The sequence below is a fragment of the Bradyrhizobium sp. CCGUVB1N3 genome (genome assembly GCF_024199925.1).
GTDB lineage: Bacteria > Pseudomonadota > Alphaproteobacteria > Rhizobiales > Xanthobacteraceae > Bradyrhizobium.
On record NZ_JANADR010000001.1, the window covers coordinates 4518471 to 4540378 of the forward strand.

Genomic DNA, 21908 nt, shown 5'->3' on the forward strand with positions numbered 1-21908 from the left:
CAGGCTGCTGAAGGCCTTGAGGCTCGAGGGAGAGAAGCATGCGGAGCGTGATTGCGCTCGCCGCGATGGCGGCGCTATCTGTGCTGACGATCTCAACCACCACCTTTGCCGACGAGGGCAAGCAGGGCGGCATCCTGCGGATCTATCACCGCGACAGTCCCGCCAACGCCTCGATCCACGAAGGCGCGACCTATTCGGTCAACATTCCCTTCATGCCGGTCTTCAACAATCTCGTCATCTACAAGCAGGACGTACCGCAGAACAGCATGGACGATATCGTCCCCGAGCTCGCCGAGAGCTGGGCCTGGGCGAGCGACAACAAGACGCTGACCTTCAAGCTGCGCCAGGGCGTCAAATGGCACGACGGCAAGCCGTTCACCTCGGCCGACGTCAAATGCACCTTCGACATGCTGATGGGCAAGTCGCAGCAGAAGTTCCGACAAAATCCGCGCAAGGCCTGGTACAACGAGGTCAATGATGTCTCGACCAATGGCGATTTCGAGGTCTCGTTCAACCTGAAGCGGCCTCAGCCCTCGCTGCTGGCGCTGCTCGCCTCCGGCTATACGCCGGTCTATCCCTGCCACGTCTCGCCGGGTGACATGCGCACCCATCCGATCGGCACCGGGCCGTTCAAGTTCGTCGAGTTCAAGGCCAATGAATCGATCAAGCTGACCCGCAATCCCGACTATTGGAAGAAGGGCCGGCCCTATCTCGACGGCATCGAGTTCACCATCATCCCGAACCGCTCGACCGCGATCCTCGCTTTCGTCGCCGGCAAGTTCGACATGACCTTCCCGACGCACGTCTCGATCCCGCTGGTGAAGGACGTCAAGTCGCAGGCGCCGAATGCAGTCTGCGAGGTCGCGTCGACCAACGTCTCGACCAACATTATCGTCAATTCGACGGCGCCGCCGTTCGACAACATCGACATCCGCCGTGCCATGGCGCTTGCGCTGGATCGCAAGGCCTTCATCTCCATCATGTTCGAGGGACAGGGCGACATCGGCGGCACCATGCTGCCTCCGCCGGCAGGCGTCTGGGGCATGCCCAAGGAGATGCTCGAGACCATTCCCGGCTACGGCCCCGACGTGAACGCCAATCGCGAGGAAGCGAAGAAGCTGATGCAGAAGGCGGGCTATGGTCCGGACAAGCACCTCCCGGTCAAGGTCTCGACCCGCAACATCAATGACTATCGTGACCCTGCCGTTATCCTCATCGATCAGCTCAAGAGCATCTACATCGACGGCGAACTCGATGTGGTGGAGACCGCCAACTGGTTTCCGAAGGTCGCGCGCAAGGACTACATGCTCGGACTCAATCTCACCGGCAATGCCGTCGACGACCCCGACCAGGCCTTCTACGAAAACTATTCCTGCGGGTCGGAGCGCAACTACACCAACTACTGCAACAAGGAGATCGAAAAGCTGTTCGACGAGCAGTCGGTGGAGACCGACCTGAACAAGCGCAAGAAGCTGGTCTGGAACATCGACAAGAAGCTGCAGGAGGACGTCGCCCGGCCCATCATCTACCACAGCCGCTTGGGCACCTGCTGGCAGCCTTACGTCAAGGGCGTTACCATCATGGTGAATAGCTCCTATAATGGCTATCGCTACGAAGACGTATGGCTGGACAAATAGCGCGACAGGAGACGGCTCGGCGGGAGGGCGAAGATGTTTGCCTATCTGGTGCAGCGCCTGTTCCTGATGCTCGTGACCCTGTTCGGGATCTCGGTCGTCATCTTCTTCCTGCTGCGCATCGTGCCCGGCAACATCGTCGACATCCTCTTTGCCGCAGCCGGTTACGTCGATCCCGCCGACAAGGCCAATCTGGAAAAGGAGCTCGGCATCGACCAGCCGCTGGTCGTGCAGTATCTGCACTGGATCGGCGGCCTTCTGCGCGGCGATTTTGGTTACTCCTATGTCTCGGAGAAGCCGGCGCTTCAGGAGATCCTGCCGCGCATTCCGATCACGGCGCGGCTTGCCGGACTTGCACTATTGTTCTCTGCCTCGATCGGCATTCCCTTGGGCGTGATCAGCGCGGTGAAGCAGGGAACGAAGCTCGACTACGCGTTGCGTGTCGTCAGCCTCAGCGGACTGTCGCTGCCCTCGTTCTGGCTCGGGCTTTTGATCCTGACCGCATCGGTCGCGATGTTCGGCCAGATGCCGATCTTCAATCCCAATCCGCAGACCTATTTGGAAGCGTTTGCGACCTATGCGGTGCCGGCTGCCGCGGTCGGCTTCCGCAGCGCCGCGCTCACCATGCGCATCACGCGCTCCTCGATGCTGGAGGTGCTGCGGCAGGACTACATCCGCACCGCGCGCGCCAAGGGCGCCTCCGACGCCGCCGTGAACTATCAGCACGCGCTGAAGAACGCGATCTTGCCCGTGATTACCGTGATCGGCATCGAGGCCGCGTTCCTGATCGGCGGCCTCATCGTCACCGAGACCGTGTTCAACATCCCCGGCGTCGCGCGCTTCCTGGTCGAGGCGATCCGCTGGCGGGATTATCCGATCGTGCAGAACCTCGTGATGTTCATCGCGGTCGTGGTGGTGTTCGCGAACTTCACCGTCGACATGCTCTACGCCGTGTTCGACCCCCGCATCCGGTTTACAGATTGACGGCATGAACTCAACATCGCTCCAGCGCGTTCCTCTTCACCTCGCCCCGCTTGCGGGGAGAGGTCGAAATTCGCGCGAAGCGGGAATTTCGGGTGAGGGGGACTCTCCGCGGACTCCTCTCTCACCGTCCTCGCTGAAACAGCCCCTCACCCCGCCCCTCTCCCCGCGAAGAGCGGGGAGAGGGAGAAGATAGGAGATCTGCTTGGCCGCGATCGACTATGACCTCGAACTGAAGCGTGCCGGCGCCGGCGCGACGGGGGGCTGGCGGCATGTGCTGTTCCTGGCGCAGCGGCATGTGCTGGGCGCGGCCGGGCTGATCATCATGACCCTGTTCGTGTTCACCGCGATCTTCGCCAACGTCCTCGCCCGCTTCGACCCCCTCACCGTCGATGCCGCACATGCGCTCGCGCGCCCGAGCGCGCTGCACTTGATGGGCACGGATTCGTTCGGCCGCGACGTCTTCAGCCGCATCATCCACGGCGCGCGGATTTCGCTTGCGGTCGGGCTCGGCTCGACCGCGCTTGGCGCGTCGATCGGCGTCATCGTCGGCCTCACCTCGGGTTATCTCTCCGGCTGGGTCGATCTCGTGTTTCAGCGCGTCTCCGACATCCTCCAGGCGTTGCCGCTTCTGGTGCTGGCACTGGTCATGACGGCCGCGCTCGGGCCGTCGCTGCCGAACGTCATCATCGCGATCGCCATTCCGCTGATCCCGACGGTGGCGCGCGTCATCCGCGCCAACACGCTGGCGCTGCGCGAGCAGCCGTTCGTCGAAGCCGCCAAGTCGATCGGCATGAGCGAGGTGCGGATCGCGCTCCGCCACGTGCTGCCGAACACGCTGGCGCCGCTGATCGTGCTCGCCACCGCACAGCTCGGCTCGACCATTTTGACCGAAGCCTCGCTCTCCTTCCTCGGCCTCGGCATTCCCGAGCCCTACCCGTCCTGGGGACGCATGCTGTCAGAATCCGCGGCCGAATATGTCCGCACCGCGCCGTGGCTGGTCATCTTCCCGGGCATTGCCATCAGCCTCGCCGTGTTCGGCACCAATCTGTTCGGCGACGCGCTGCGCGACATCCTCGATCCGAGGCAGCGCGGCTGATGAGCGATGCTCCCGATCTCGTGCTCGATGTCAAAAACCTGAAAACGGTATTCTTCACCAATTCAGGGCTCTTCAAGGCGGTCGACGACGTCTCATTCCATGTGCGGCGCGGCGAGACACTGGCGATCGTCGGCGAATCCGGCTGCGGCAAGAGCGTGACCGCGCTCTCCCTGATGCGGCTTGTACCCGATCCTCCCGGCCGCATCGTCGGCGGCGCCGTCATGCTCGAAGGCACCGATTTGCTCGCGCTGGATGATGCAAAGATGCGCGCGATCCGCGGCAACCGCATCTCCATGATTTTCCAGGAGCCGATGACCTCGCTCAATCCCGTGATGCGGATCGGCGACCAGATCACGGAGGCGGTGCGGCTGCACAGGAGGATCTCCACCAGGGAGGCCCACGACATCGCGGTCGAGATGCTGCGGCTGGTACGTATTCCGGAACCGGCGCGGCGAGCAAAAGAATATCCGCATCAGCTCTCCGGCGGCATGCGACAGCGCGCGATGATCGCGATGGCGCTGGCGTGCCGGCCGGCGCTGCTGATCGCGGACGAGCCAACCACCGCCCTCGACGTCACCATCCAGGCGCAGATCCTGGCGCTGATCCTCGACCTTCAGAAGGAGCTCGGCACCGGCCTCGTGCTGATCACGCATGATCTCGGCGTCGTCGCGCAGACCGCGCAGCGCGTCATCGTGATGTATGCGGGCAAGAAGGTCGAGGAAGCCAGTGTCGAGGCGTTGTTCGCAGCGCCAAAGCATCCCTATACGCGCGGGTTGATGGCTTCGATCCCGGCCGTGCCGGCGCCCGGTGTCGCGGCGCAGGCGCGACTGAACGAAATTCCCGGCACCGTGCCGTCGCTGGTGCGGCTGCCGAAAGGTTGCGCTTTCGCACCGCGCTGCAAGCTCGCGGTCAAGCGCTGCGAGGCAGAATATCCGCCGCTTCAGGATTGGGGCGGCGGCCATCTCGCGGCGTGCTGGCGCGCGGCCGAAGTCGCGGAGGAGGTGGCATGAGCGAGGCGCTGCTCGAGGTCACCGAGCTGACCAAGCACTATCCGGTGCGGGCCGGCGTGCTGCGGCGGCAGGTCGGCACCGTGCATGCGGTCGATGGCGTCAGCTTCTCGCTCGGCACGGGCGAGACGCTGGGCCTCGTTGGCGAATCCGGCTGTGGCAAGTCGACGGTGGCGCGCAGCGTGCTGCGGCTGGTCGAGCCGACCTCGGGCCAGATTCGCCTTGACGGCGAGGACATCACGCATCTCTCCAAGTCCGAGCTGCGGCCGCATCGCCGTTCGATGCAGATCGTGTTCCAGGACCCGTTTGCATCGCTCAATCCGCGCATGACCGCGGGCGACATCGTCGGCGAGCCGCTCGCGGTGCATGGCCTCGCCAGAGGCAAAGCGCTGGAGGCGCGCGTCGCAAGACTGTTCGAGCAGGTTGGCCTGCGGCCCGACCAGATGCGCAATTTCCCGCACCAGTTCTCCGGCGGCCAGCGCCAGCGCATCTGCATCGCGCGGGCGCTGGCGCTTGAGCCGCGGCTGATCGTCTGCGACGAGCCGGTCTCGGCGCTCGACGTCTCGATCCAGGCGCAGGTGATCAACCTTTTGATCGACCTGCAACGCCAGCACGGCTTCTCCTATCTCTTCATCGCGCATGATCTGGCCGTGGTCGCCCATATCAGCCACCGCGTTGCGGTGATGTATCTCGGCCGCATCGTCGAGATCGCCGACAAGGACGAGCTGTTCAGGAATCCGCGCCATCCCTACACGCAAGCCCTGCTCGCCTCGGTCCCGATCGCCAACCCGCATGCGAAGCGGCTCGCGCCGCTGGTCGACGGCGACGTGCCAAGCCCCGTCAATCCGCCGTCGGGATGCGCCTTCCACACCCGCTGCCGCTTTGCGATGGAGCGGTGCAAGGCGGAGCGGCCGGCGCTGGTGGACGCCGGCGACGGACATCAGGTGGCGTGTTTGCTCAATGAGGGGACGGGGCGAGCCCAGTAGGATCGTAGGGTGGGTTAGCGAAGCGTAACCCACCTCTTTTTGTTTCCACGTCGGGAGAAGTGGTGGGTTACGCCTTCGGCTAACCCACCCTACGATTGCGGCGTTTGCCGCGCTAATCCGCCCCAATCTCCACCACGATCTTCCCCGTCGTCACCTGCTCACCCTCGGCGACGTCGATCGCCGCGACCACGCCGTCGATGCCGGCCTTGTGGACGTGCTCCATCTTCATCGCTTCCAGCGTCATCACCGGCTGGCCGGCGGTGACGCGGTCGCCCGGCTTGACCAGAACGGCGACGACGCGGCCGTTCATGGCGGCACGCACCTTGCCGTCGCCGCCATTGCTTGCGGCGGCCTTCGGCGCGGCGTGGGTGAGATCGGTCGCCGCGAGCGGGATACCGCGGTGCTGGAGGTAGAGTCGATCGCCATCACGCAGGAATTTTGTAGTGTCCATGAGGCTGTTGTGGCGGAAGCGAATGGCGTCGGGATCGAGTTGATCGATCTCGAACTTGTGGCTTTGGCTATCGAGCACGACCATGTACCCGCCACCGCGTTCGCGCGTGACCTCGAGCTCGTGCGTGTGACCGTCCACCTCGATCTTCGCAGGGAGCGGAAACGTTGCCGCCAGACTCCGTCCGGCCCGCCATGGTGGGGCATGCGGGTTGGTGACGTAGAGCAACAGGCCCGCCAGCGCCGTCTCGAACGCACCGTCCTTGCGCGGCGCCAGCAATTCGTCGTGATGCGCGCCGATGAAGGCCGTCGTCGCCTCGCCTCTGGCGAAGCCGGGATGACGCAGGCACGACATCAGGAACGCCTGGTTGGTAATGACGCCGAAAGCGGTGAGCTGCTCCAGGCCGCAGATCAGGCGACCGCGCGCTTCCTCGCGGCTCGCGCCGCGGCTGATGACCTTGGCGATCATGGAATCGTAGAATGGCGGGATTTCCGTGCCCGATTGCAGCGCGTGCTCGACACGCAAGCCGTCCGGCACCTGCCAGCACGCCATGCGGCCGGACTGCGGCATGAAGTCGTGCGCGGCATCCTCCGAGCACAGCCGAACCTCAATGGCGTGGCCCGAAAACCTGATGTCCTGCTGCTTCACCGGCAGCGGCTCGCCGCGGGCGACGCGCAGTTGCAGCTCGACGAGGTCGAGCCCGGTGATCGCCTCGGTGACGGGATGCTCGACCTGAAGACGGGTGTTCATCTCCATGAAGTAGAAGGCGCCGCTTGCGTCGAGCAAAAACTCCAGCGTGCCGGCGCCCTCGTAGCGCAGCGCCCTCACTGCGGCGACCGCGACCTCGCCCATTTTCGCACGCAGCTCCGGCGTCACCGCCGGCGAGGGCGCCTCCTCGATCAGCTTCTGGTGTCGGCGCTGCACCGAGCAGTCGCGCTCGCCGAGATGGATGGCATTTCCGTAGGAGTCGCCGAATACCTGAATCTCGATATGCCGTGGATTCTGGATCGCGCGCTCGAGGATGACTGTGGGATCGCCGAAGGCGGCCTTGGCCTCGGAGCGCGCGCTGCGCAGCGCATCGGGAAAGGATGCGGCCTCGGTCACGAGCCGCATACCGCGGCCGCCGCCGCCGGCGACCGCCTTGATCATCACGGGGAAGCCGATGTTGTTGGCCTCCGCGAGCATGGCCTCGTCACTCTGATCGGCACCCTGATAGCCCGGCACGATAGGCACGCCGGCCTTCTTCATGATCTCCTTGGCGCCAGCCTTGTTGCCCATCGCCTCGATCGCCTGCGGCGACGGGCCGATGAAGACGAGGCCGGCATCCTTGCAGGCTTGCGCAAACGCCTCGTTCTCGGCGAGGAAGCCGTAGCCGGGATGCACGGCGTCCGCGCCGCTCGCTTTCGCAGCGGCGATGATGGCGGGGATGTTGAGATAGGATTGCGCGGGCAAGGCTTCGCCGATCCGCACTGCCTGGTCGGCCTGCCGCACGTGCAACGCGTCTCGATCCGCATCCGAATAGACCGCGACGACGCCCAAACCCAGCCGCCGCGCGCTGCGCATCACCCGCAGCGCGATCTCGCCGCGGTTGGCGACCAGGACCTTGAAGAACGTCTGGTGCGGCACTGATCCGTTCCTCATGGGCGGGCCACCGAGAATTGCATGCGCTGCGGCACGCGTGCGTCACCCTCGCGGCAGATCGCGAGCACTTCCGAGAGAACCGCGCGGGTGTCGCGCGGATCGATCACGCCGTCGTCGAGCACGCGGGCGCTGGTCGAGAACACATCCATTTGGCCGTCGAACACGCCGATGATCTGCGCCTTCATGGCCTCGAGCTTGTCCTTCTCTATCGCTTTGCCGCGCCGCGCAGCAGCCGCTTCCGTCACGATCGCCATGGTCTCGGCGGCCTGCTCGCCGCCCATCACCGCGGTCTTGGCATTGGGCCAGGAAAAGCAGAAGCGCGGATGGAAGCCGCGGCCGCACATGCCGTAATTGCCGGCGCCGAAGGAGGCGCCGCAATAGATCGTGATCTGCGGCACCGTCGCCGACGTCACCGCCTGGATCATCTTCGAGCCGTGCTTGATCATGCCGGCCTCTTCGTAGGACTTGCCGACCATGTACCCGGTGGTGTTGTTCAGATACAGCAGAGGCGTGCGGGTCTGGCAGCAGGCCTGGATGAAGTGCGTCGCCTTGTTGGCGCCGGCCGGGTCGAGCGGGCCGTTGTTGGTGATGATGCCGATCGCCTGGCCCTCGATGCGGGCATGGCCGCAGAGGGTGGCCGGGCCATAGTTCGGTGCCATCTCGGTGAAATCGGAATCGTCGACGATGCGTGCGATGACCTGCTTCATGTCGACCGGGCGCTTGTGGTCCATCGGCATGATGCCGAGCAGCTCGTCCTGGTCGTAGCGCGGCGGCTTGTACTGCGCGGCAGCGCGACCCGGCCGCTCCCATTCCAGCACCGCCATGATCTCGCGCGCGATGCGCAGGGCGTCGCGGTCGTCCTCGGCGAGGTAGTCGCCGAGACCGGAGATCTGGGTATGCATCTCGGCGCCGCCGAGCTCTTCTTCGGTCGCGATCTCGCCGGTTGCAGCCTTGAGCAGCGGCGGCCCCGCGAGAAACGCACGCGTGCGGCCACGCACCATGACGATGTAGTCGGACAGACCCGTCTGATAGGCCCCACCCGCGGTCGATGAGCCATGCGTCACGGTGACGACGGGAAGGCCTGCCGCCGAGAGCCGCGCGAGGTTGCGAAAGATGTTGCCGCCGCGAACGAAGTCCTCGACGCGATAGCGCAAGAGGTTGGCGCCGGCGCTTTCGACAAGCTGCACGTAAGGCAGCTTGTTCTCCAGCGCGAGCTCCTGCACGCGCAGCGTCTTGTCGAGACCATAAGGTTGCAGCGCGCCGGCATCGATGCCGGCGTCGCTGGCGCTGACCATGCAGCGGATGCCCGAGACGAAGCCGATCCCGGCGATGACGCCGCCGCCCGGCACGCTCTTGTTGGGATCTGATACGTCGAACATGTAGCCCGCGAGCGTGGAGAGCTCGATGAAGGGCGCGCCGGGATCGAGCACCAGCGCGACGCGCTCGCGCGGCAGCAGCTGACCGCGCTTGTGGAAGCGGTCCTTCGCGGCGGCGGACGCCGCGCGCGTGCGCTCTTCCAGCGCACGCATGCGGTCGATCAGCGCCAACATGCCGTCACGATTGGCGTGGTAGGCGGCGCTGCCGGGGGAAATGGTGTTTTCGATGATGGACACAGTTCAACTTGCTCCGTCATTCCGGGGCGATGCGTCAGCATCGAACCCGGAATCTCGAGATTCCACAATTCGCAATTGCGAATTGGGGTTCACGCTTCGCGTGCCCCGGAATGACAGGGTAGATACCTATCGATTCGTCCCAAAAATCTTCCGCGCCTCGGCCGGGCTCGCGATCTCGCGGCCGGCGCGACGCGCGCAGGCGGCCACCGCCTCGATCAACTGCCCATTCGACGTCACCTTCCTGCCGTCGGCGAGATAGAAGGTGTCCTCGAGGCCGGTCCTCAGGTGCCCACCGAGATCGGCGCAGCGCTGGTGCAGCGGCCAGATTTCCTCGCGGCCGATTGCCGTGACCTGCCAATGCGCCTCGGGGCGCTTCAGCTTGAGCAGGATCGGAAGCAGTTCGGGATCGGCGGGCATGCCGGAGGCAACGCCCATGACGAAATTGTATTCGAGCGGTCCCTTGTACATGCCGACTTCGGCATACATGCCGACGCAGCGGACGATGCCGACGTCAAAGCATTCGAACTCGGGGATGGTGCCCGCCGCGTTCATGACGTCGAGATAGTCCTTCACTTTCTCGACCGCGTTGTCGAACATCATCGGGGGCCAGGCCCAGGTATGATCGGCCTTCACCTTCAGATAGTTCAGCGAGCCGGCGTTGCACGCGGCGATCTCCGGCTTGGTCTCGCGGATGCAATCGAGCGCGCCGCTGTAGTTCGGCCCCGACACGCCCGATGTGTGATTGATGATCGCGCCGGGACAGGCCTCGCGGATCGCCTGCTGGATCTCGCGCGAAACGCTGACATCCCAGGATGGCAGGTGCCCCTTGTTCGGCGCCTGCTGGCGCAGATGGATGTGCATGATGCTGGCGCCGGCATCGAACGCAGCCCTGGCCTCGCGCGCCATCTCTTCGGGCGTCACCGGCACGTGGTGCTGCCGGGGATCGGTGAGCACGCCATTCAGCGCGCAGGTGATGACGGCCTTGTCGCTCATGCCTTGGACATCCCGCAGGTTGAGAATGCAACGCTGCGATCATGTGACGCGGGAAGTCTGGCTTCTTGCGCGGAGAAGCTAGGCGAAGCCGCTGTAACAACCATTAAACGCCGAGGGGCTCTTCAGTCCACGGCGTTTCCCGTTGCACGACGGTGTTGGCGTATGTTCATCGCACGGCGAACCGGCTCTCGCGCGCCTTGAACAGGCGCTCGCTGACGAAACGGCGCAGGCTTGCCGGATCATCGAATTCCAGCGTGACGGCGAACGGCACGATGTCGGCGGCAAGGCCCGCCATGCCACGCAGGCGCGCGAGATCCTTCTCGGTGGTGACGAGCGTGAGCTGCTCGCGTCCTGCCTCATCGACCATCGCATCGATCTCGGCCTTCGAGAACATGTGATGATCGGCGAAAGGACGCGTGCGTGCGACGTCGATGCCGCTGGCGCGCAGCGTGCGGAAGAAGCGTTCGGGATCGCCGATGCCGGCAAAGGCCAGCACCGATTTGCCGAACAGCTGCGCGACCGACGCGGCCTCAGGCTTCAGGCGCGCGCGCAGCACCGGTTTGCCGCGCGCCGTGATCTCGGCGGCGATGCCGTCCGCGGCCTGTCCGTCGCCGATCAGAACAAGCGCGTCGGTGCGCGACATCTGCATTGTCAGCGGCGCGCGTAGGGGACCTGCGGGAAACACCCTGCCGTTGCCGATGCCGCGCGCGCCGTCGATCACGATGAGCGAGGCATCCTTCTGGAGGCGCGGGTTCTGAAAGCCGTCATCCATCAGGATCACGGTCGCGCCCTGCGACCTCGCAAGCGCGACGCCACTGATGCGGTCGCGCGCCACCGCAACCGGGACCTCGCGCACCATCATCAGCGGCTCGTCGCCGACATCGGCCGCGCTGTGACGCTCGCGATCGACCATCACGGGGCCCTGCAAGTGCCCGCCATAGCCGCGGCTGAGCACGACCGGGGTCTCGCCGAGCGAGCGCAGCAATTTGGTCAGGGCCAGCACGGTCGGCGTCTTGCCGGCGCCGCCGACATGATAATTGCCGACGCAGAGCACGGGAATGCCGGCATCAAGGCCCTTGCGCATCATGCGGCGCTCGGCGATCGCGCCGTAGAGCGCGCCGAGCGGCCGTAAAAGATGCGACTTGAACGAACGTGGCCGGTACCAGAAGGCCGGCTCACGCATTGGCGGCTCCCATTTCGAGCCGGAGCTGAAGCAGATAGGGCTCGAGCGCCACGAGCGTGCGATCCAGCGCGCCGCCGAGCTGCTCGACCACGCCATGGCCGGCGCGCTGCATCTTGTCGCGCACGGCGGGATCGGCGAGCAACTGGCCGAGCTGCTTCACCAGCGCCTCCTGGCTGTCAGCGGTGCGCGCGCCGCCGCTCTGGTCGAGTGCCTCGTAGAGTTCGCTGAAGTTGGAGACGTTCGGCCCGTGCACGATCGCAGCGCCGAGCTTGATCGCCTCGATCGGATTCTGGCCGCCATGCCCGACCAAGGATTTGCCCATGAACACGATCGGCGACAGGCGGTAGAACAGGCCGAGCTCGCCCATGGTGTCGGCGACATAGATGTCGGTCGCAGCCGTCGGCAGCTCCTCGCGCGAGCGCTGGCCCGGCTTCAGGCCCGAGGCCGAGATCAGTCCCGATATCGACGAGCCGCGATCCGGATGACGCGGCACGATCACGGTCAGCAGCGAGGGAAAGAAGCCGGTGAGCGTGCGATGCGCCGAGATCAGCATCTCGTCCTCGCCCGGATGGGTCGAGGCCGCGACGATGATGGGACGCCCCCGCGTCACCGCCATCAGCCGCTCGAGTTTCGCGGGATCGGCGGGCGGGGCCGGCACGTCGAGCTTGAGGTTGCCCGTGATCGCGACGTTCTGGCTGCCGAGCGCGGAAAAGCGCTCGGCGTCGGTCTTCGACTGCGCGAGGCAAATGTCGAACCTGGAGAGCAGCGCCGAGATCGTGCCCTGCACCCGCCGCCAGCGCGGGAAGGAGCGCGGCGACATCCGCCCGTTGATCAGGACCATCGGCACGCGCCGCGCGGCGCCCGCCAAGATCAGGTTCGGCCACAGATCGGATTCGATGAACAGCGCGAGCGACGGCTGCCAGTGATCGAGGAAGCGCGCGACATAACGCGGCGAGTCGTACGGCACGTATTGATGGATGACATCGGGCGGAAAGCGCTTTGCCACCATCGCGGCCGAGGTCACCGTGCCTGAGGTCAGCAGGATGCGCAAATTGAGGTCGCGCAGCCGTTCGACGAGCGCGGCTGCGGCCAGCACCTCGCCGACGCTTGCGCCGTGGATCCAGACCAGCGGGCCGTGCGGCCGCACGTCATCGCTGAGGCCGCGCCGCTCGCCGACGCGGGCCGGATCTTCCTTGCCCTGCTTGAGCCGGCGCTTGATCAGCGCAGGCGCGAGCGGCACCAGGCCGGACGACAGCCGCTGGTACATCCGCAGCGTCATCGGCAGCGAATTAGGCATGGTCCGGTTCCGGGCGGCCGAGTTGGGCATAGGCGCGGCGGGTCGCTTCGTTCAACGTCTCCTCCAGCTCCTGTCGCAGCGCCTCCATGGTGGCGGCGTCGGCATCCGGCGGGACGTTGATTTCCTTGATGCCCACCAATGCGCCTCGTCCAAATGGCAAATTGATGGTGGTGCGATCCCAGTTCTTCAGCCGGATGAAGCGGCTGGTCGCCATCGCGAAAGGCATGATCGGCCGCCCCGATTCCCGTGCCAGCATGATGATGCCGAGCCCGACTATGCGCGCGCGCTTCGGGACATCCGCGGTGAGAGCCACATTATAGTTGTCCTGGAGCGCCTGCACCATTTCCCTGAAGGCCCCGACGCCACCTTTACGGTGGAAGGCGCCGCCATGGTCACCGGAGCCGCGGATGGTGCCGATGCCGAGCCGCTCCACCGCGATGGCGTTGAACTCGCCGTCGCGATGCCGGGAGATCAGGACCTTGGCCCGGTAGGACTCCTTGTTCTTGATGAACGGGGTCAGGAAATGCTGGCCGTGCCAAAAGGCGAATATCGCCGGGATCCGCGGCTCGACCTGGCCGTAGACGTCCGGCGGATCGAACGTGAACTTGTTGGTCCGCCAGACCAGACGCAGATATTCGGCCGCCAGGAAACCGACGGCACGCTGAACGAAGCTGCTTCGCAGCGTATTGCGAAGCAGTCTTTTCAACGCGCCGGCTTCGGTTCTTGACCCGGGTCGAGCAGCCGGTGGAGATGGACGATGAAATAGCGCATCTGGGCGTTGTCGACGGTCATCTGCGCCTTGGCGCGCCAGGCGGCGTGAGCGGTCGCATAATTCGGATAGAGGCCGACGATCTCGACGTCGTCCAGGTTCTTGAAGGTGTTGTGCTCGAGATCGAGCAGCTCACCGCCGATGACGAGATGGAGCAGTTGTTGCGGGGCATTATCTGGCATGAGTTCTCTTCCTAACGGACTGCCCGGCAAGCAGTGATCGATAAGCACAACGGACGCGCTCAGGGCAAGGGGCGCTTTCGGAAATGCGCGACAATGTTCGCATGACGATCGCGGCCCGCGGCCACCAGCACCCCGTGAGCCACTTCCCGGCGATTATAGAGGAGGGGATCTCCGGAGAGGTCGCTCATCCTACCACCCGCTTCCTGCACGATCAAATCGGCCGCCGCAAGATCCCAATCATGGCTGTTGCCCCCCGCAAAAGCCGCATCGAGCTCGCCATGGGCGACCCGGCAGAGGCGGAGCGCCAGCGAGCCGATTCGCGGATGCAGCGTGATCTCGCCCAGTGACGGCTTGAGGCGCTCGACCAGCGGCTTCGGTCCGGCAACCCGGGAGAAATCGAGCTCTGCCCCTTCCGTCGCCCGCACCGGCACATCGTTCAAGGTCGTGCCCTGCCCGCGCGCGGCGAAGAAGAACTCGCCGGTCGTCGGCGCAAAGACTGCAGCGAGAACAGGCGATGCATTCTCGACCAGCGCCACGCTGACGCACCAGTCGTCATGGCCATTGAGATAGTTACGCGTGCCGTCGATGGGATCGACGACCCAGGCCCGCCGCCGCTCCAGCCGCGTTTCGTCGTCGGCGCTCTCCTCCGATAGCCAGCCATAGTCCGGTGTCGCACCGCGCAGGCGCGCTTCGAGGAGATCGTTGACGGCGATGTCGGCTTCGGAGACCGGCGAGGAGGCGCCCTTGATCCACTTCTTCAGTTCGGTGCGGAACATCGCATGAGCGAGGTTGCCTGCTTCCCGCACCGTATCCTTCAGCAACGCCGCGTCGCGTGTCAGGATGGTCTGGTCGATCGAGCTCGCGTCAGCGTCCGCCAAGCGTCAAACCCTCGATGCGCACCGTGGGCGCATTGATGCCGTAGCGGAACTGGAGATCGTTCGCCGGCTGCATCGACTTGAAGATCTCGAACAGATGGCCCGCGATCGTGACCTCGCTGACGGGATAGGTGGTCTTGCCGTTCTCGATCCAGAAGCCCGAGGCGCCGCGGCTGTAGTCGCCGGTGACGCCGTTGACGCCGGAGCCGATCAGGTCGGTGACGTAGAAGCCCTGGGCGATGTCCGAGATCAGCTCGGCCGGCGTTGGCGTTCCGGCTTCGAGATGCAGATTGTACGGCCCCGGCGAAGGCGACGAGGAGACGCCGCGATGGGCGTGGCCGGTGGTCTGAAGCCCGAGTTCGCGCGCGGTTGCGCAATCGAGCAGCCACGTCGTCAGCACGCCCTCGTCGACCAGCGCCTGGCTCTTTGCCGCGACGCCTTCGGCGTCGAAGGCCTGCGAGCGTAGGCCGCGCTTGCGCAGGGGATCGTCGATGATGCGGATGTTCCTGGCAAAGAGCTGCTGGCCGAGCTTGTCCTTCAGAAAGCTGGTCTTGCGCGCGATCGAGGCACCGTTGATGGCGCCGACGAGATGGCCGACCAGCGAGCCGGCGACGCGCGGATCGAACACGACGGGCACCTTGCAGGTCTCGACCTTGCGCGGGTTGAAGCGTGCCACGGTGCGCTCGCCCGCAGAGCGACCGACGGTTTCCGGCGACAACAGGTCGGCGGCATGCGGCGCCGAGGTGAAATCGTAGTCGCGCTCCATGCTCGTGCCTTCGCCGGTAATCGCGGTGGCCGAGATGCCCTGGCTGGAACGCAGGTAGGAGCCGTGGAAACCGGTGCTCGTCACCAGCACCATGCCGCCGATGCCGGCGGAAGCGGACGCGCCACCGGATTTCGTCACGCCTTTCACGGCAAGGGCGGCGGCTTCGGCTTCCAGCGCGCGCCGCTCGAGCTCGGCGGTGGCAGGCACGTCGGGATCGAGCAGATCGAGATCGGGGAAGTCGCGCGCCAGCAGCGCGGGATCGGCGAGCCCGACATATTTGTCGAGCGGGGCGACCTTCGCCATCGCAACCGCGCGTTCCGCGAGCTTGGTCACGGCGTCGCCGCTGACGTCGTTGGTCGAGACCACCGCCTGGCGCTGACCGACCAGCACGCGCAGGCCGACATCATCGCCCTCGGAACGCTCCGATTCCTCGACGCGGCCGTCGCGGACCTCGACGCCCTGCGAGATGCCGCGCACGGCGACCGCATCGGCCGCGTCCGCGCCGGCACGCCTGGCCGCCTCAACCAGCCGCTGCGCGAGATCTGACAGTGCGGACTGATCGAACAGGTCGCGGTTGGCTTTGGACGAAAGCGTCGAGCTTGCGGATGGTGAAGCGTTCACGAACGAAATCCTGTCGGGATTGGCGGTTTCGAAGCCGGTTGCAGCCAAGCCCACCAGATGTGCCCAATTGGAGCGGACTTCAAGCAGTTTCAGGCCATGAAAGGCTCAGATTCTCGCCTTTCGCGCAACGTCTCGTCAATCATGCGCGCCAAGGTCTTGTCAATCATGCCGGACGGTGACGCCTCCTTAACCAGCCTTTTTAAGCCGTTTCCGCAACCTGCCGCGCTAAGGTCCTCGCATCGACCGGGAACATAATCCCGGCGGGGAGACTAAGAGCCGTGAGGCGTCAAACAGCAACAAGCGGGGCCAATCCCGCCGGGTCGAGCCGCTCCTTGCGGCTCGACCCTCTTTCTCTGCCGGTCCGTTTCGATGCGCATGATCCGCGCGCCGACGGCCATGTCAGGCAGATCGAGCTTCATCGCGAACGCGTCGTGCTTCGCCGTGCCGTGCGCGGCATGCAGATGGCCGTCAACGTCCGCGTCAGCGATTTCACCGGCATCGCACTGCGCGGCATCGACGACACGCAGATGCTCATCCTCGTGCATCGCGATCCTTCGCTTGCCGTTCCGCTTCTCGTCAGTGCCGATGCCGAGGAGATCGCGAAGGCGTGGACGATGTGGAGCGAGATCTTCGCCCTGCCCCAGCTCGACGAAAAACGGCGCGATCCCGCAGCCCGGCGCCGCCGACGCAACGCGATCCGCGATCGCCGTCCGAAATTCCTGGTGCGCCGGCGCGCCGGCGTCGCGCGAGATCTGCCGGTTCATCGCAGCGAACGCGAAATCATCGCGCGGAACTGAGTCGCATTCGCGGAACTGTAGCCGTAGGGTGGGCAAAGGCGCGTACGCGCCGTGCCCACCACTTCCTCACACGATGAAGAAAAGCGGTGGGCACGCTTCGCTTTGCCCACCCTACAAAACTACGAGCTTCGCATCACCGCATCTGTGAGCAAGCCCGCAAACAGCAGCAATCCCGCTTCGCGGTTCGACTTGAACAGGCGCAGGCAGAGCGCGGGGTCACTGATGTTCAGCCGCGCGATTTGCCACGCCAGATGCGCGGCAAAGGCGGCCAGGGCGAGCCAGGCCGGCCAGTGCACGTCGGCGGAGGCGAGCGCGATACCGATCAGCATCACCGCGAGCCCGTAGAACATGATCAGCGCCTGATGCGTGTGCGCACCGAACAGGCGCGCGGTGGACTTGACGCCGATCAGCGCGTCGTCCTCGGCGTCCTGATGCGCATAGATCGTGTCGTAGCCGATCACCCAGGCGATCGAGCCGGCATAGAGCACGAGCGCGGTCAGATCGATGCGTGCGAAGATGACGGCGAAGCCCATCAGCGCGCCCCAGGAGAAGGCGAGGCCGAGGAAGACCTGCGGCCACCAGGTGACGCGCTTCATGAAGGGATAGATCGCGACGACCACGAGCGAGGCGATGCCGGTTGCCACCGCGAAGCGGTTGAATTGCAGGAGCACGACGAGGCCGATCAGCGCCTGCGCGACCAGAAAGGCAAGCGCCTGCTTCACCGTCATCTGCCCCGCCGGCAGCGGTCGCGAGCGCGTGCGCTCGACCCTGGCATCGAGGTCGCGGTCGGTGATGTCGTTCCAGGCACACCCCGCCCCGCGCATGACGAAGGCGCCGATCAAGAACAGGATGATGGTGAGCGGGAGATGGCTGATGTCGTGGGCCATGCCGGCTGCGAGCGCCGCCGACCACCAGCACGGCATCAAGAGAAGCCAGGAGCCGATCGGGCGATCGTAGCGGGACAACCGCAGATATGGTCGCGCCCATTGCGGCGCGAGCGTATCGACCCAGTTGCCGGTGGAATCGGCAACGCGGGCGGACGTATCACTCATCGGGTCAGGACGTTGCCGTTGAGCGTGTCGAAGGTGTTGCCGCCCTTCTTGGCGACGTTGGCTTCGGGCGCCGACGCAGTGCCAACCACGTCGCTCAGGGACGGGCCGGCCGGCCCGCGCTGCTTCATCTGCTGCGCCACCTGGCAGACCTTGGCCTGCATGGCCTCGCTGTTCTTGTGCCCGGCCTTCAACTGCTCGCCGATCTGCGGGGGAATTCCGCATTTGGCGGAATTGGCCTCGACATATTTCATCATCTTCACTTCGGCCTGGACGAAATTGCGGATCAGGCTGCACGCCTCATCCGGCGGCGCATGGCGATCGCTTGCGGCCTTGATCAGCTTGCCGCGCTTCTCCGTCTCCTCACGCAGCGGCATGAAGCCCTTCATGCACTGCTCGGCGCCGGCACTGGGCTGGCTCGGCGGCGCGGCGCCGAAGCCGGCGCCGACCGGCGGGGCGCCGCTGGTGGGGAACGAGGCCTGCGGCGGTGGCGCCCCGATTCTGGCGACCGGCGCGGAGCCGTTGACCGGCGGAAAGGCGGAATCGTTCGCGGGAGCCGCAGCCTGGCCGGGCAGCGGCGCGGGGAACGCGCTCTGCGCCTGGACGCTGGCTGCGCCCATCGCCACCATGGCGGTAGTGATCGGGACCATCAAACGACGGATCATCAAGGCTGTATCTCCGGCAGGATCCACAAGGGGGGTCGGCGCCTTCCCAATTGAAGCGCAACCGGCGTTTTCGCGCTTTTACGATTCCTGCCGGCCCTTAACAACCCGTCGAATAGGGCAAGAGCGCGGCGCGGGGACGCACGCGAGGGGCAATATTTACCCCCAGATCCCCGCTTTCGGTTAAGAACGGCCGCAAACCGGACCCTCAACGCATGCCTTCCCACGACTTCCGCGGCCCCCGCCTGTTCGTCGAGGCCGACCTCATCCAGGACACCAAGGTGGCGCTCGACCGCGACCAGAGCAATTACCTCGGCAACGTGTTGCGGCTTGGCGCCGGCGATCCCATCCTGGCGTTCAACGGCCGCGACGGCGAATGGCAGGCGGCGATCGAGGGCCGCAAGCGCCCCGATACCCTCGTAATCCTGAAGCAGACCCGCACGCAGGATGGCCTGCCCGATCTCACCTACGTCTTCGCGCCGCTGAAGCATGCGCGGCTGGATTACGTGGTCCAGAAGGCGGTGGAGATGGGCGCCTCCACCCTCCAGCCGGTGCTGACCCGCTTCACCCAGGCCTCGCGTGTCAATGGCGAGCGCATGCGCGCCAATGTCATCGAGGCGGCCGAGCAATGCGGCATCCTGAGCCTTGCGACCGTGGCCGATCCGGTTCCGCTCGAGCGCTACCTCAGCCAGCGCGCCGCACAGCGGCTCCTGGTGTTTTGCGACGAGGCCGCGGAGACCGAGGACCCGCTCAAAGCCCTGCAAACCGCGCGCGATCCGGCCCGGGGCATCGACGTGCTGATCGGCCCCGAGGGCGGCTTTGCCGAGGAGGAGCGCGCCCTGCTCCTGCGCCAGCCCCATATCCTGCGCCTGGCCCTGGGTCCGCGGATCCTGCGGGCAGACACGGCAGCCGTAGCCGCCCTCGCGCTGGTGCAGTCCGTGCTCGGCGACTGGGGCGGCCGGCCGGGCTAGGCTGCGTTAAGACATTGAGCCATTGGAGGTCGAAACCGTCATCCGGCCATGCTAAGGGGCTGCGCCAACACGTGACCGTCACCTTTGCCCGCCCCGGTCCCGCCGGGACAAACGGACCCCATCATGACCGCGACTGCCACCTCAAATGCTGCCGACTCCGCCGCCTGGGCGGATACGCTGCTGTTGTCGTTTGCGCAGGCCGGTTACGTCCACGCCGAGCCCGCCATCCTCCAACCGGCCGAGCCGTTCCTCGACCTCTCCGGCGAGGACATCCGCAAGAGCCTGTACCTGACCACCGACGCGACCGGCGAAGAGCTCTGCCTGCGCCCGGACCTGACGATTCCCGTGGCCCGCGACTACCTCGCCTCGGGGCGCGCCGGCGAGCCCGCGGGTTTCAGCTATCTCGGCCCGGTGTTTCGCTACCGCAGCGGGCGGCCGAGCGAGTTCCTTCAGGCCGGCATCGAATCGTTCGGCCGCCAGGACCGCGCCGCGGCCGATGCCGAGATGCTGGCGCTGGCGCTGGAGGCGACCGCGGCCTTCGGCGTCCGCGACGTCGAAATCCGCACCGGGGACGTGGCGCTGTTCAATGCCGTGATCGACGCGCTCGACCTGTTCCCGGTCTGGCGGCGCCGGCTGATCAAGGATTTCAACCGCAAGATCAGCCTCGAGCAGGATCTGGAACGACTCTCGATCGCGACCGCCACCACCCGCAACGAGTATGAGGGCGTGCTGGCGGCGCTCGCAGGCTCCGACCGCAAGGCGGCGCTCGCACTGGTCACCGACCTGATGTCGATCGCCGGCACCACCAATGTCGGTGGCCGCACCACGGCCGAAATCGCCGACCGCTTCCTCGAGCAATCCACCCTCAAGAGCGGCGCCCTGCCGCGCGAGGCGCTGACCGTGCTGAAGCGCTTCCTGTCGATCGCAGGCAATCCGGACCAGGCGGTCGCCGAGCTGCGCGCACTCGCCGCGGATACCAGGCTCGATATTTCGGCGGCGATCGACCTGTTCGAGAACCGCGTCGGCTTCATGGCCGCGCGCGGCATCGACGTGAAGGAGACGCGCTTCTCGACCTCGTTCGGACGCGGTCTCGACTACTACACCGGCTTCGAGTTCGAAGTGCATCACAGGGGCAACGGCGTCGAGCCGCTGGTCGCGGGCGGCCGCTACGACGGCCTGATGACCCAGCTCGGATCGCAGACGCCGATCGCCGCAGTCGGCTTCTCGGTCTGGGTCGATGCGCTCGCCAAGATCGGCCGCAAGGGAGCTTAAGTCATGAGCGCGCCGTTCGTTCTGGCCGTTCCGTCCAAGGGCCGCCTGCAGGAAAACGCCGAAGCCTTCTTCGCGCGCGCAGGGCTGACGCTGTCGAAGGCCGGCGGTGCGCGCGATTATCGCGGCACCATCGCAGGGCTCGACAATGTCGAGATCGCCTATCTCTCGGCGAGCGAGATCGCCTCGCAGCTCGCCCGCGGCATGGCGCATCTCGGCGTCACCGGCGAGGATCTGGTGCACGAGAACATCGCGGATGCCGACAAGCGCGTGGCGCTGATCGAGCGGCTCGGCTTCGGCTATGCCGACGTCGTGGTCGCCGTGCCGCAGGCCTGGATCGACGTCCGCACCATGGCCGATCTCGACGACGTCACCACCGGCTTCCGCGAGCAGCACCACCGGCGGATGCGGGTCGCGACCAAATTCATCAATCTCACGAGGGCCTTCTTTTCGAGCCATGGCATCGTCGACTACCGGATCGTCGAGAGCACCGGCGCGACCGAAGGCGCGCCTGCGGCCGGCACCGCCGAGCTGATCGTCGACATCACCACGACCGGCGCCACGCTTGCCGCCAATGGCCTGAAGATCCTCGACGACGGTGTCATGCTGCGCAGCCAGGCCAATCTGGTCGCCTCCAGGGACGCCGACTGGTCGCCGGAGGCGCGGGAGACGGCGCGCGTGATCCTCGATCACATTGCGGCCCGGGCGCGGGCAAACCAATACCGCGAGGTCCGCACCCGTTTCCGGCAGTGCGATGCGGCATTGCTGAGCGAGGCGCATCGGAATTTCGGCGTGGAGGCACCATTCGGCGGGCCGACCTCGTCGGGCATGTTGACGCTGCACTGCCCGCCCACAAAACTCTATGCGCTGGCGAGCTTTCTGCGCGATCATGGCGCTGAGACGGTCTCGGTGGTCTCGCTCGACTACGTCTTCGACCGCGAGAACCCGCTGTTTGCCAAGCTCGAAGCGTTCCTGCGGCGGTGAGGCGCAGGAGGAATCGGTAGGAAATCTCCGGGGGCATCCCTTGTGACATCCCTGGGCGCGTTCAGCGTAGCGACAGCAAAC

At 65.8% G+C, this 21908-nt stretch carries 20 protein-coding genes; 9 read left to right on the plus strand and 11 right to left on the minus strand.

The annotated features are described in order from the left end of the window. Positions 1–38 precede the first annotated feature (38 nt). The 5 genes from NLM33_RS21630 (at position 39) to NLM33_RS21650 (ending at position 5707) form a co-directional block, all read left to right on the plus strand. Positions 39–1637 (plus strand): ABC transporter substrate-binding protein, encoded by a 1599-nt coding sequence (locus tag NLM33_RS21630; RefSeq protein WP_254098496.1) that lies wholly within the window; start codon positions 39–41, stop codon positions 1635–1637. 33 nt (positions 1638–1670) lie between these two features. Further along, on the plus strand, positions 1671–2618 hold the full coding sequence (locus tag NLM33_RS21635; RefSeq protein WP_254098505.1) for an ABC transporter permease: 948 nt from the start codon (positions 1671–1673) through the stop codon (positions 2616–2618). 202 nt (positions 2619–2820) lie between these two features. Next, positions 2821–3714, plus strand: coding sequence for an ABC transporter permease (locus tag NLM33_RS21640; RefSeq protein ID WP_254098507.1), 894 nt, complete (start codon positions 2821–2823; stop codon positions 3712–3714). Continuing rightward, complete coding sequence (locus tag NLM33_RS21645) at positions 3714–4724, plus strand: ABC transporter ATP-binding protein (RefSeq protein WP_254098509.1); 1011 nt, start codon at positions 3714–3716, stop codon at positions 4722–4724. The genes NLM33_RS21640 and NLM33_RS21645 overlap by 1 nt, the downstream gene beginning before the upstream one ends. Then, positions 4721–5707: an ABC transporter ATP-binding protein gene (locus tag NLM33_RS21650; RefSeq protein WP_254098511.1), complete on the plus strand. Its 987-nt coding sequence runs from the start codon at positions 4721–4723 to the stop codon at positions 5705–5707. Before NLM33_RS21645 ends, NLM33_RS21650 begins: the two co-directional genes overlap by 4 nt. Before the next feature lie 112 nt (positions 5708–5819). Here the strand turns inward: NLM33_RS21650 and NLM33_RS21655 are convergent, their stop codons facing one another. The 9 genes from NLM33_RS21655 to NLM33_RS21695 all read right to left on the minus strand — a co-directional run bounded on the left by NLM33_RS21655 (position 5820) and on the right by NLM33_RS21695 (position 16095). After that, positions 5820–7796, minus strand: a complete 1977-nt coding sequence (locus NLM33_RS21655) for an acetyl-CoA carboxylase biotin carboxylase subunit (protein WP_254098513.1) — start codon at positions 7794–7796, stop codon at positions 5820–5822. Further along, a complete protein-coding gene (locus tag NLM33_RS21660; protein WP_254098515.1) occupies positions 7793–9409 on the minus strand; it encodes an acyl-CoA carboxylase subunit beta in 1617 nt (538 codons plus the stop codon). Before NLM33_RS21660 ends, NLM33_RS21655 begins: the two co-directional genes overlap by 4 nt. Positions 9410–9535: 126 nt before the next feature. Continuing rightward, positions 9536–10402: a 3-keto-5-aminohexanoate cleavage protein gene (locus tag NLM33_RS21665; RefSeq protein ID WP_254098517.1), complete on the minus strand. Its 867-nt coding sequence runs from the start codon at positions 10400–10402 to the stop codon at positions 9536–9538. Between the two features lie 166 nt (positions 10403–10568). Further along, positions 10569–11585 (minus strand): tetraacyldisaccharide 4'-kinase, encoded by a 1017-nt coding sequence (gene lpxK / locus NLM33_RS21670; RefSeq protein ID WP_254098519.1) that lies wholly within the window; start codon positions 11583–11585, stop codon positions 10569–10571. Further along, complete coding sequence (locus NLM33_RS21675) at positions 11578–12912, minus strand: 3-deoxy-D-manno-octulosonic acid transferase (RefSeq protein ID WP_254098521.1); 1335 nt, start codon at positions 12910–12912, stop codon at positions 11578–11580. Before NLM33_RS21675 ends, lpxK begins: the two co-directional genes overlap by 8 nt. Continuing rightward, a complete protein-coding gene (locus NLM33_RS21680; protein ID WP_254098523.1) occupies positions 12875–13588 on the minus strand; it encodes a lysophospholipid acyltransferase family protein in 714 nt (237 codons plus the stop codon). The genes NLM33_RS21675 and NLM33_RS21680 overlap by 38 nt, the downstream gene beginning before the upstream one ends. Further along, positions 13585–13833 (minus strand): DUF4170 domain-containing protein, encoded by a 249-nt coding sequence (locus NLM33_RS21685; RefSeq protein WP_254098525.1) that lies wholly within the window; start codon positions 13831–13833, stop codon positions 13585–13587. The genes NLM33_RS21680 and NLM33_RS21685 overlap by 4 nt, the downstream gene beginning before the upstream one ends. 59 nt (positions 13834–13892) lie before the next feature. Next, positions 13893–14711: a 3'(2'),5'-bisphosphate nucleotidase CysQ gene (locus NLM33_RS21690; RefSeq protein ID WP_254098527.1), complete on the minus strand. Its 819-nt coding sequence runs from the start codon at positions 14709–14711 to the stop codon at positions 13893–13895. Continuing rightward, entirely contained in the window at positions 14698–16095 is a 1398-nt protein-coding gene (locus tag NLM33_RS21695; RefSeq protein WP_254098529.1) for a TldD/PmbA family protein, read from the minus strand. The genes NLM33_RS21690 and NLM33_RS21695 overlap by 14 nt, the downstream gene beginning before the upstream one ends. Before the next feature lie 278 nt (positions 16096–16373). Here NLM33_RS21695 and NLM33_RS21700 point away from each other — a divergent pair, with 278 nt between their 5' ends. After that, positions 16374–16892 carry a DUF6101 family protein gene (locus tag NLM33_RS21700; protein WP_254098531.1) on the plus strand — a complete coding sequence of 173 codons (519 nt, stop codon included), beginning with the start codon at positions 16374–16376 and terminating at the stop codon, positions 16890–16892. A gap of 119 nt (positions 16893–17011) precedes the next feature. On the opposite strand, the gene ubiA is transcribed toward NLM33_RS21700, so the two are convergent. Then, a complete protein-coding gene (gene ubiA, locus NLM33_RS21705) occupies positions 17012–17944 on the minus strand; it encodes a 4-hydroxybenzoate octaprenyltransferase (protein WP_254098533.1) in 933 nt (310 codons plus the stop codon). After that, on the minus strand, positions 17941–18606 hold the full coding sequence (locus NLM33_RS21710; RefSeq protein WP_254098535.1) for a hypothetical protein: 666 nt from the start codon (positions 18604–18606) through the stop codon (positions 17941–17943). Before NLM33_RS21710 ends, ubiA begins: the two co-directional genes overlap by 4 nt. Positions 18607–18818: 212 nt before the next feature. Between NLM33_RS21710 and NLM33_RS21715 the strand changes: the two genes are divergently transcribed. From NLM33_RS21715 to hisG, 3 genes are all read left to right on the plus strand, one after another. Beyond that, entirely contained in the window at positions 18819–19574 is a 756-nt protein-coding gene (locus NLM33_RS21715; RefSeq protein WP_254098537.1) for a 16S rRNA (uracil(1498)-N(3))-methyltransferase, read from the plus strand. 123 nt (positions 19575–19697) lie between these two features. Continuing rightward, positions 19698–20846, plus strand: coding sequence for an ATP phosphoribosyltransferase regulatory subunit (locus NLM33_RS21720; protein WP_254098539.1), 1149 nt, complete (start codon positions 19698–19700; stop codon positions 20844–20846). 3 nt (positions 20847–20849) lie between these two features. After that, positions 20850–21827: an ATP phosphoribosyltransferase gene (gene hisG, locus NLM33_RS21725; protein WP_254098541.1), complete on the plus strand. Its 978-nt coding sequence runs from the start codon at positions 20850–20852 to the stop codon at positions 21825–21827. Positions 21828–21908 lie beyond the last annotated feature (81 nt).

What these genes read in the sequence shown, in the direction of transcription:
- NLM33_RS21715 (WP_254098537.1), top strand. Translation starts at nt 18,819, where the DNA reads ATGCCTTCCCACGACTTCCGCGGCCCCCGCCTGTTCGTCGAGGCCGAC.
- NLM33_RS21720 (WP_254098539.1), top strand. Translation starts at nt 19,698, where the DNA reads ATGACCGCGACTGCCACCTCAAATGCTGCCGACTCCGCCGCCTGGGCG.
- NLM33_RS21665 (WP_254098517.1), bottom strand. Translation starts at nt 10,402, where the DNA reads ATGAGCGACAAGGCCGTCATCACCTGCGCGCTGAATGGCGTGCTCACC.
- NLM33_RS21675 (WP_254098521.1), bottom strand. Translation starts at nt 12,912, where the DNA reads ATGCCCAACTCGGCCGCCCGGAACCGGACCATGCCTAATTCGCTGCCG.
- hisG (WP_254098541.1), top strand. Translation starts at nt 20,850, where the DNA reads ATGAGCGCGCCGTTCGTTCTGGCCGTTCCGTCCAAGGGCCGCCTGCAG.
- NLM33_RS21635 (WP_254098505.1), top strand. Translation starts at nt 1,671, where the DNA reads ATGTTTGCCTATCTGGTGCAGCGCCTGTTCCTGATGCTCGTGACCCTG.
- NLM33_RS21685 (WP_254098525.1), bottom strand. Translation starts at nt 13,833, where the DNA reads ATGCCAGATAATGCCCCGCAACAACTGCTCCATCTCGTCATCGGCGGT.
- ubiA (WP_254098533.1), bottom strand. Translation starts at nt 17,944, where the DNA reads ATGAGTGATACGTCCGCCCGCGTTGCCGATTCCACCGGCAACTGGGTC.
- NLM33_RS21630 (WP_254098496.1), top strand. Translation starts at nt 39, where the DNA reads ATGCGGAGCGTGATTGCGCTCGCCGCGATGGCGGCGCTATCTGTGCTG.
- NLM33_RS21650 (WP_254098511.1), top strand. Translation starts at nt 4,721, where the DNA reads ATGAGCGAGGCGCTGCTCGAGGTCACCGAGCTGACCAAGCACTATCCG.
- lpxK (WP_254098519.1), bottom strand. Translation starts at nt 11,585, where the DNA reads ATGCGTGAGCCGGCCTTCTGGTACCGGCCACGTTCGTTCAAGTCGCAT.
- NLM33_RS21655 (WP_254098513.1), bottom strand. Translation starts at nt 7,796, where the DNA reads ATGAGGAACGGATCAGTGCCGCACCAGACGTTCTTCAAGGTCCTGGTC.
- NLM33_RS21645 (WP_254098509.1), top strand. Translation starts at nt 3,714, where the DNA reads ATGAGCGATGCTCCCGATCTCGTGCTCGATGTCAAAAACCTGAAAACG.
- NLM33_RS21710 (WP_254098535.1), bottom strand. Translation starts at nt 18,606, where the DNA reads ATGATCCGTCGTTTGATGGTCCCGATCACTACCGCCATGGTGGCGATG.